Source organism: Nocardioides pelophilus, from assembly GCF_014180685.1.
Lineage (GTDB): Bacteria > Actinomycetota > Actinomycetes > Propionibacteriales > Nocardioidaceae > Nocardioides > Nocardioides pelophilus.
In genome coordinates, this window is record NZ_JACEHF010000197.1 from 680 (window position 1) to 7,009 (window position 6,330).

A 6,330-nucleotide genomic window follows, 5' to 3' on the forward strand; every position below is an offset into this window, starting at 1 on the left:
CACCGCTGGCCAGGAGCGCGCCGGGGGTCTCCTCGACCCGCTCCACGCCGTAGCCGGCAGCGCTCGAGTCGCCGATCAGTGCGATCCGGATCGCCGGGCCAGGCCGACCGCGGCCGTACCAGCCGGTCGAGTTCGGCGGCTCGTCGTTGGCCTCGCCGATGATCCGCCGGGCGAGCTTCGCCTCGGCCACCATCACGCCGTAGAAACCGGCCCCGATCGCGCCGACGCCACCGCCGCCGTACAGCACGGCAGCGCCGAGCTTCCGGGCCGCGGCGACTTTGTTCACGGGGACACTGTACGGAGGGGCTACTGCGCGCGTGCCTGCTGCCAGGGGGAGATGCCGGTGGAGAGCTGCAACCCGTAGGCGAGGTGGCGCCGCGCCGGCCCGGTGAGCCCGAGGGATCGCTCGATCAGGCCGCGATGGATCCAGTAGAGGGCGTCCGGCGTTCCCAGCCGGGTCGCGAGCCGGGCGAAGCGCAGTGCGGCCCGGCTCTTCCCCGTCTGGTGGAGGGTCCACCCCAGTGCGTCGGCGGCCGGGACGCCCTGGCGGCTGCGCCACTCCGCCCGCGCCGCGGCCAGACCGATCTCGGGGTCGGCGTGGTCGGCCATGAACAGGGCGACGTCGAGCTCGCGGCCGAGGGACGCGGGATCCAGGCCGGTGGCGTAGTCGACGAGGAGCCGGAACTGCTCCCCCGCCAGGTCGTCCCGGCCCAGGACGAGGTAGGTCTCGCCGAGCTCGACGCGGTGCTCCGGGTGATCAGCGCGGGCGACCACCTCCTCCCACAGACGGGCGGCCAGGTCGAGGCGGTCGGTGGCGACGGCGAGCCGCGCGCGCGAGATCAGGGCGGGCAGGTAGTCGGGGTCGAGGCGGCGTACCTCGGCCAGCAGTGCGGCTGCCTCGGCGAGCCGACCGCGACGTCGATCGAGGTCCGCCAGCAGGGTCAGCACGTGCGCCCGGTCCCCGCCGGTGGCGGACTGGGCCGTACGGCGCAGCACCGCTCCCGCGCGCCCCAGGTCGCCCCGCAGCTCGTAGGCGTAGGCGTACCGCGTCGCCACCGCGACACCCGGCTGCCGTCGGTCCGCGATGCGCAGGGCGGTGAGCTGGTCGTCGTACCGCCCGAGCTCGGTGAGCGCGTCGACCCGCAGTGCCAGCGCGGCGGGGTGGAAGGGGTCGATGGCCAACGCCTGGTCTGCGAAGCTCAGCGCGTCGCTGAACTCGTGCTTCACCGCATGGAGCGCGCTGGTCGCGGTGAGGGCCGCGACGTTGTCGTCGGGCTGGATCTCCAGCGAGCGCGCGACGGCGTCCTCGGCCAGGTCGTAGAGGCCGACGTCGCCGTTGACCCGCACCTGCTCGACGTAGGCGAGCGCGAGCGTGGCCCAGCTGACGTGGTCGCGGGGCACCCGGTCCAGGGTCGCCTCGAGGCTGGCGATCACGGCGGTCAGGTCGCGCCCGTCGCCGGGGTTGATCTGCAGGTCCGGAGCCGAGACGGCTGCCGGCTGGGGCTCCGAACGGGTGGCGATGCCGATCCCGCCGGAGACGGCGAGACCGACGGAGATGATCAGGACGACGACGTACTTGCGCATGGGGGGTCTCTCTCCGGGTGAGGTCCGGCCGCGCGCAGGGCGCGCGGCCGGACCGGATGGTCAGCTGGCCGGCTGCAGCCGCGGCCGACGCTGAGCGCGCACCAGGAGCACGGCGCCCGCGAGCAGGCCACCGCCTCCGGCGCCCGTGAGGAGGAGCGGCAGCACGCCGTTCTCCGTGAGGCCGTCGAGGAGGTCCTCGAGGGCGTTCTGCTGCTCCCGCGGGGCCGGAGCCGTCGCCGGGTGCGGCGAGGCGTCGCTCCCGCTGAACGGCAGGGCCAGGTAGGGGAACCGGTCCCGGAAGTCGACGTCGTTGGCCGAGACCCCGTCAGCGAGGTCGTTCGGCTGGCCGACCAGCTCGCCCTCGACGACCTGCAGTGCGATGTCGATGACGTCGTCGGTCAGCCGCCGGCCGTTCGGGAAGCCCTGGGTGTCGCCGCCGATCACGCCGAGCGAGTTCGGGTCGTCCGACACGGGCGTCGACATGTTGAGCCGGAGCTGCTCGCTGGGCGTGACGTTGCGGGGCATGTTCAGGCCCTCGACGCCGGTGAGGAACACCGAGACCAGGTCGTTGCGCGGCTCGTCGGGCGCCGGAACGCCGTACACCGCCTCGATCAGCTTGGGCAGCTCGGGCTTCGTGACGTAGTCGAGGAACTGGCCGTCGTTGACCGGTGCCGAGGCGTTGAAGCGGTTCTTGTCCTTGAGCGGGATGACCACCTCGTTGACCAGCGGCATGCCGAGCCGCGAGACCTGGCGGTACCTGCCGTCGACGCCGCGGCGGTCGGTGGTCGACCAGATGCCGATGATCGGGTTCTTGGAGACGTCGCGCTTCTTGGCCAGCGCCCCGCGCGGCACCTGCAGCGCGACCGAGTTCACGTTGAAGCCGGCGAGGGTGTCGTCCCCGGACTCGGAGAAGTCACCGCCGTACAACAGGTCGAAGACCCGCAGGTCGAGGAAGAACGGGTCCTCCGCCTGCCCGGCGAACGAGCGGTACCGGTCGCCCGGGCCCGCCTTCGTGACGCCCTGCGAGCGCAGCTCGCCGTAGTTCGGCATCGACGCCTCGCCGACGTTGGACGGGACGACCCGGCGGTTCTTGACCAGCACCTTGGTCCGGTTACCGGTGATCCGTTCGAGACGGTAGGTCTGGTAGTAGTTCAGGTTCTCGTCCTTGAGCGACGTCACCGGGCCGGTGGCGTAGAGGAAGGTCTCGTCGCTGACGTAGTGGTCCTTGAAGGTCCAGCGGAACGTCACGTCCGGCTTGGCGTCGCCGTCGTTGTCGACCTTGATGTTGTAGCGGGCATCGGTCGCGAAGGAGTAGAAGTTCGGTCCTCCGCCCGGCTCCTCGAACGGGATCCAGTTCGCGATGAGGGTGACCGTGTTCTGGCGCTCCGGGCTGCGGAACGCGTACAGGTCGGTGGTGTCGTACTGCGGCAGCCCCGCGATCAGGGGCGCCTCCCGGTGGCTCGAGCTGTTGGCTGCGGTGGGTCCCAACCCGGCCAGACCGGAGGCCAGCAGCACGCCACCCAGTCCGGTCAGTGCCAGGGCGGCACCGGACCGGCGGGCCGTGGTGCGCAATCTCATGAGCGTTCCCTTCCTCGGTGCCGGCCCGTGTGACCGGCGCCACAAGTGGTCGTTCGTCACCGACCCGCTTCCGGATTGCGCCGACCCCGGATCGCCCCTGGCGAAGTGGTGGGAGCGGTCGTCTAGGTTGACTTCATGGAGTACGTCGAGTCGCTGCTGGACCTCATCGGCAACACCCCCCTCGTTCGGCTGAACCGCACGATCGACGGCGTCGACGGGAGCAAGGGCCCGTTGGTGCTGGCCAAGATCGAGTACCTCAATCCCGGCGGCTCGGTGAAGGACCGGATCGCCCGCCGGATGATCGAGGCGGCCGAGGCGTCCGGTGAGCTGCAGCCGGGCGGCACGATCGTCGAACCGACCTCCGGCAACACCGGCGTCGGGCTCGCGATGGTGGCGCAGGAGAAGGGCTACAAGTGCATCTTCGTGTGCCCCGACAAGGTCAGCGAGGACAAGCGCAACGTGCTCAAGGCGTACGGCGCGGAGGTGGTCGTGTGCCCGACGGCCGTGGCGCCCGAGCACCCGGACTCCTACTACAACGTGTCCGACCGGCTCGCGTCGCAGCCGGGCGCCTGGAAGCCCGACCAGTACTCCAACCCGCACAACCCGCGCTCCCACTACGAGGACACCGGACCCGAGATCTGGCGGCAGACCGACGGCCGGATCACCCACTTCGTGTGCGGCATGGGCACCGGCGGCACCATCAGCGGCGTCGGCCGCTACCTGAAGGAGCAGAACCCCGCCATCAAGGTGATCGGCGCCGACCCGGCCGGCTCGGTCTACTCCGGGGGCACCGGCCGGCCCTACCTGGTCGAGGGCGTCGGCGAGGACTTCTGGCCCGAGACCTACGACCGCTCCGTCGCCGACCGGGTGATCGAGGTGTCCGACGCCGACTCGTTCGCGTTCACGCGGCGGCTGGCCCGCGAGGAGGCCCTGCTCGTCGGTGGGTCGTCCGGCATGGCGGCCTTCGCGGCCGCTCAGCTCGCCCGCGAGATCGCCGGCACGCCGGAGGGTGACGACGCCGTGATCGTCGTACTGCTCCCGGACTCGGGCCGCGGCTACCTCACCAAGGTCTTCAACGACGACTGGCTCGCGCAGTACGGCTTCCCCAACGGCCAGCCCCACACCGCCCGGACCGTCGGCGAGGTGCTGCGCGGCAAGACCGGCTCGCTGCCCGACCTGGTGCACACGCACCCCAACGAGACGATCGCCGAGGCCGTCGCGATCCTGCAGGAGTACGGCGTCTCGCAGATGCCCGTGGTGCGCGCCGAGCCGCCCATCGTGGCGGCCGAGGTGGCCGGCTCGGTCTCCGACCGCGCGCTGCTCGACGCCCTCTACGCAGGCACTGCGCGACTCACCGACCCCGTCGAGCAGCACATGTCGCCCCCGCTGCCGGTGGTCGGCTCGACCGAGGACGCCACCGACGCGGTCGCGCTCCTGGAGTCCGCGGACGCCCTGCTCGTGCAGGAGGACGGCAAGCCGGTGGGTGTGCTCACCCGCCAGGACCTGCTGGCCTTCCTCGCCCGCGGATGATCCGCGAAGCGACGGTCGCCGACGCCGGCGACATCCTGAGGCTGGTGCGCGAGCTCGCGATCTACGAGCGGGATCCGGACGCCGTCGTGAACACCGCCGAGCTCGTCGAGCGGTGGCTGTTCGGCGACGACGCCGCCGCTTCCGCGCTGGTGGCGGAGGTCGACGGCCGGGTGGTCGGGGTCGCGGTCTGGTACCGCAGCTACTCCACCTGGACAGGGGTGCCCGGGATCTACCTCGAGGACCTCTTCGTCGAGCCGAAGCACCGCGGCCACGGGTTCGGCAAGGCCTTCCTGGTGGTCCTCGCCCGGATCGCGCTGGACCGCGGCTACCAGCGGTTCGAGTGGGTCGTGCTCGACTGGAACACCCCGGCCGTCGAGTTCTACGAGGCGCTCGGGGCGCGGCCCATGAAGCAGTGGTCGACGTACCGGCTCGAGGGCGAGGGGCTCGCCGCGCTGGGCGGTCGCTGAGGACCGCCACTCGCGGGTCAGTGCAGGTGGTCGGCCAGCGACCCCTCCGCGCCGAAGAGCTCCTCGGTCCAGGTCTGGAGCAGCTCCTTGTTGTCGTGGTCGGAGGGGTGGAAGCCGCGGCGCAGGTAGTCGGCCAGGCTGCGCGCGACGTCGGGCGCCAGGAACGGCGACTTCCGCAGTCGCAGGATGCTGCGGATCAGCCGCACCGGGTTGTACGTCGCGCGGTCACCCAGCATCGAGAGCACGGTGGCGACGGCGACCAGGCCGATCAGGCCGACCGACTGGATCACGAAGCCCAGCCGGCGCATCCACTCGGATCCCCCGACCGTCCGGTAGACGTCGAACGCGACCGCCTTGTGCTCGGTCTCCTCGAGTGCGTGCCACAGCAAGATGTTGCGCACCTCGGTGTCGCCGAGGAGGCGCTGTGCCTCCGGTTGGGAGAGGAGGGTCTCTGCCAAGGTCGCCGTGTAGTGCTCCAGCGCTGCGGTGTAGGAGAGGCAGAGCTTCGCCGGCGCGCGTTTCGTGGCGTCGGCCAGGGACCACTTCACGAAGCGGGCCACCCGGCGGGTGGGGTAGCCCATCTCCTGCAGCCGGCGGTTGAGCTCGCGGTGCTCGCGGCCGTGGGTGACCTCCTGGCCGATGAAGCCGCGCACCTGCTCCTTGAGGACGGGATCGGTGACCCGGTCGGAGAAGTGCCGGACCGACCGCACGAAGAAGTCCTCCCCGGGCGGAAAGGTCGCGGACAGCACCGCCACGACGTGGCTCATGATCAGGTCGCCGTCGACGTAGTGGTGCCGCAGAGAGCCGGCCGGGTAGCGGAAGCGGATCCGGCGGACGGGGAGCTGGCGGGCCGGGCGGTCCATCCTCGGAGGTTACCGCTACACGGTGTAGTAGCAACAGGTGTGGTGGGGCGCGAGCCCGAGGTCGTCGTACCAGGCTCGGGCGGGAGCGTTGTCGGTCTCGACGTGCAGCCAGACCGTGGTGGCGCCCTGCTCGGCGCCCCACTCGAGCAGCTCGGCGAGCACGGCGGACGCCAGCCCCTGCCGACGGTGCTCCGGGTCGACCTCGATCCCGTGCACCCCGATCCAGTCGCCGTCGACGGCCGCCTCGCCCCGCGCCCGGTCGGCGATGGTGGCGACCGCCCGCGGTCCGTCCGCCGCCAGCTCCACGA

Annotated in this window: 6 protein-coding genes and 1 pseudogene; 2 read left to right on the plus strand and 5 right to left on the minus strand. The window is 71.6% G+C overall.

The features are described from left to right. From H0488_RS24380 to H0488_RS20705, 3 genes and pseudogenes are all read right to left on the minus strand, one after another. Positions 1 to 286: pseudogene (locus H0488_RS24380) on the minus strand (SGNH/GDSL hydrolase family protein); the annotation flags it as partial. A gap of 20 nt (positions 287 to 306) precedes the next feature. Further along, complete coding sequence (locus H0488_RS20700) at positions 307 to 1,584, minus strand: tetratricopeptide repeat protein (protein WP_183101118.1); 1,278 nt, start codon at positions 1,582 to 1,584, stop codon at positions 307 to 309. A gap of 60 nt (positions 1,585 to 1,644) precedes the next feature. Next, positions 1,645 to 3,162, minus strand: a complete 1,518-nt coding sequence (locus H0488_RS20705) for a DUF4331 domain-containing protein (protein ID WP_183101119.1) — start codon at positions 3,160 to 3,162, stop codon at positions 1,645 to 1,647. Between the two features lie 135 nt (positions 3,163 to 3,297). On the opposite strand from H0488_RS20705, the gene H0488_RS20710 reads away from it, so the two are divergent. After that, positions 3,298 to 4,692: a cystathionine beta-synthase gene (locus tag H0488_RS20710; RefSeq protein WP_183101120.1), complete on the plus strand. Its 1,395-nt coding sequence runs from the start codon at positions 3,298 to 3,300 to the stop codon at positions 4,690 to 4,692. Continuing rightward, positions 4,689 to 5,159 (plus strand): GNAT family N-acetyltransferase, encoded by a 471-nt coding sequence (locus tag H0488_RS20715; protein WP_183101121.1) that lies wholly within the window; start codon positions 4,689 to 4,691, stop codon positions 5,157 to 5,159. The genes H0488_RS20710 and H0488_RS20715 overlap by 4 nt, the downstream gene beginning before the upstream one ends. A 17-nt stretch (positions 5,160 to 5,176) precedes the next feature. On the opposite strand, the gene H0488_RS20720 is transcribed toward H0488_RS20715, so the two are convergent. Together H0488_RS20720 and H0488_RS20725 are read right to left on the minus strand one after the other, a co-directional pair. After that, positions 5,177 to 6,022, minus strand: a complete 846-nt coding sequence (locus H0488_RS20720; RefSeq protein ID WP_183101122.1) for a metal-dependent hydrolase — start codon at positions 6,020 to 6,022, stop codon at positions 5,177 to 5,179. 15 nt (positions 6,023 to 6,037) lie between these two features. Next, positions 6,038 to 6,330 (minus strand): GNAT family N-acetyltransferase (locus tag H0488_RS20725; protein WP_183101123.1); only part of this gene is annotated, 293 nt, incomplete at its 5' end.